The 2,313-nt window shown below is 73.1% G+C and carries 3 protein-coding genes; 2 read left to right on the top strand and 1 reads right to left on the bottom strand.

All coding sequences use genetic code 11. The annotated features are described in order from the left end of the window. Positions 1 to 584, bottom strand: a 584-nt coding sequence (locus AB0M20_RS38990) for a DUF72 domain-containing protein (protein ID WP_364306026.1), incomplete at its 3' end; no start/stop codon positions are given. A gap of 108 nt (positions 585 to 692) precedes the next feature. On the opposite strand from AB0M20_RS38990, the gene AB0M20_RS38985 reads away from it, so the two are divergent. Beyond that, positions 693 to 1,010, top strand: a complete 318-nt coding sequence (locus tag AB0M20_RS38985; RefSeq protein ID WP_364306024.1) for a hypothetical protein — start codon at positions 693 to 695, stop codon at positions 1,008 to 1,010. Continuing rightward, positions 1,010 to 2,215, top strand: coding sequence for a cupin domain-containing protein (locus AB0M20_RS38980; protein WP_364306022.1), 1,206 nt, complete (start codon positions 1,010 to 1,012; stop codon positions 2,213 to 2,215). The genes AB0M20_RS38985 and AB0M20_RS38980 overlap by 1 nt, the downstream gene beginning before the upstream one ends. Positions 2,216 to 2,313: the final 98 nt, after the last annotated feature.

Genomic DNA, 2,313 nt, shown 5'->3' with positions numbered 1-2,313 from the left:
TCCCCGTAGCGCGGCCACGGCTTGGCCCGGCCCTCGTGCAGGCGCAGGTAGCACCAGTCGGCGGTGACCCACAGCGGGCTCAGCGAGTGGGCGCGCCGGTCGGCCCAGCTCAGCGCCGCGTTGTACGTACCCAGAACGGTTTTGATCTCGTCGGTCCACCAGGAGTCGTGCCGCGGCTCGACCGCCACCCGCACGTGCCGGGGAAAGAGCTTCAGCGTCTCTTCAAGCGCGCGGGCGTCGGCCTTCAGCGTCGGCGGCAGCTGCAGCAGCACCGGGCCCAGCTTGTCGCCGAGCCCGGCGGCGCGGTCGAGGAAGCGGGACACCGGCTCGGCCGGCTCCTGCAGGCGCTTGATGTGGGTCAGGTAGCGGCTCATCTTCACCGCGAACCGGAACTGCGCCGGGCTGCGCTCGCGCCACTGCTCGAAGGTCTTCTTCTCGGGCAGCCGGTAGAACGCGTTGTTGATCTCGACCGTGCAGAACCGCTCGGCGTAGCTCTCCAGCCACAGCCGCTGCGGCAACCTGTCCGGATAGAACCCCGGGCGCCAGTCGCGGTACTGCCACCCCGAAGTGCCGACGTAAAGCATCCCTGCCGCATACCCCGCCGTGTGACGGGCCGAACAGGGTTATCCCGGATCGTCGAGGGGTAGGGGGTCTACGCACTGAAAATGATCACCCGAGCGAGGAGTTCTCCGATGCGACTCAACGACGACGACATCACCGCGGGCGGCGGCGGCACCGGCGAGGGCCCGGCCGACGGCGGCGCGAACTTCGGCGGCCAGGACGGCGGCGCGGACGGCGGCGCTTCGGGCGAGGGCGTGGCCGACGGCGGCGCGAACCCCGGTGGTCACGACGGCGGCGCCGACGGCGGCGCGGGCGAGGGTCCGGCCGACGGCGGCGCGAACCCGGGCGGAACCGATGGCGGTGCTGACGGCGGCGCCGGCGACGAGGGCCCGGCCGACGGCGGCGCCAACCCCGGCGGCCACGACGGTGGCGCCGACGGCACGGCCTGATGGTTCTCGCCCGCCTCATCGCGACCGACCCGGACAAGTTCGCCGACGCGTACTGGGGGCGGCAGCCGCTGCTCTCCCGCGCCGGCGAGCTGCCCGGGTCGGGCTTCGCCGACCTGCTCTCCCCGGAGGACGTCGACGAGCTGCTGAGCCGTCGGGGCCTGCGCACGCCGTTCATCCGGGTCGCCGAGCGCGGCACGGTGCTGCCGGCGTCGCGCTTCACCGGTTCCGGCGGGCTCGGCGCGGAGATCGGCGACCAGGTCGCCGACGACAAGATCATGCGGCTGTACGCGGACGGCGCCACCCTGGTCCTGCAGGGCCTTCACCGGATCTGGTCGCCGCTGATCGACTTCACCCGGCAGCTGGCCGGCGAGCTGCGCCAGCCGCTGCAGGTGAACGCGTACCTGACCCCGCCCGGCAGCCAGGGCTTCAGCACCCACTACGACACGCACGACGTGTTCGTCCTGCAGGTGGACGGCACCAAACGCTGGCGGATCCACCCGCCCGTGCTGACCGACCCGCTGGAGAAGCAGGCGTGGGGCGGCCGCAAGGACGAGGTGTCGGCCACCGCCGACGGCGATCCCGCGCTGGACGTGGTGCTGGCCCCCGGCGACGCGCTCTACCTGCCCCGCGGCTGGCTGCACTCGGCCGAGGCCCAGGGCGAACGCTCCCTGCACCTGACCGTCGGGGTCCGCGCCTTCACCCGGTACGCCCTGGTCGAGGAACTGCTCGCCCTCGCCGCGTCGGACGAGCGGCTGCGCGCGAGCCTGCCCTACGGCCTGGACATCACCGACCCGGACGACCTCGGCGACGAGTTGAGCTCGACGGTCGCCGCCCTGCGCGACTGGCTGCCGACCGTCGATCCGGCGGAGGTCGCCGGCCGGCTGCGCGACCGGGTGTGGCCCGCGGCGCGACCGGAGCCGATCAGCCCCCTCGGGCAGCTCGACTTCGCCCAGCGGCTCACCCCGGACAGCCGCGTCCAGGTGCGTGACGGCCTGCGCTGGCAGCTCACCGAGGACGGCGCCGAGCAGGTGGTGCTGCGTTTGGTGGGCCGTACGCTACGGTTCCCGGCCTACTGCGAGCCGGCGCTGCGCGTTGCCCTGGGCGGCGAGACCAACCGGGTCGGCGACCTCCCGCTCGACGACGACCCCGACCGCCTGGTCCTGGCCCGCCGCCTCCTGACGGAAGCCCTGATCGTCCCGGCCTGACAACAAAAGTGGTAGCCCACGCACGTATCCGGCCCCCGGATGCGTGCGTGCGCTACCACTTTTCGCTTGCCGTACGTCCTATTGCGGGCCTTGCAGGG

The organism is Actinoplanes sp. NPDC051633 (assembly GCF_040681735.1).
In the GTDB taxonomy this organism is placed as follows: domain Bacteria; phylum Actinomycetota; class Actinomycetes; order Mycobacteriales; family Micromonosporaceae; genus Actinoplanes.
Note: the sequence above shows the minus strand (reverse complement) of the source record. Positions and strands in the feature narration are given on the sequence as shown.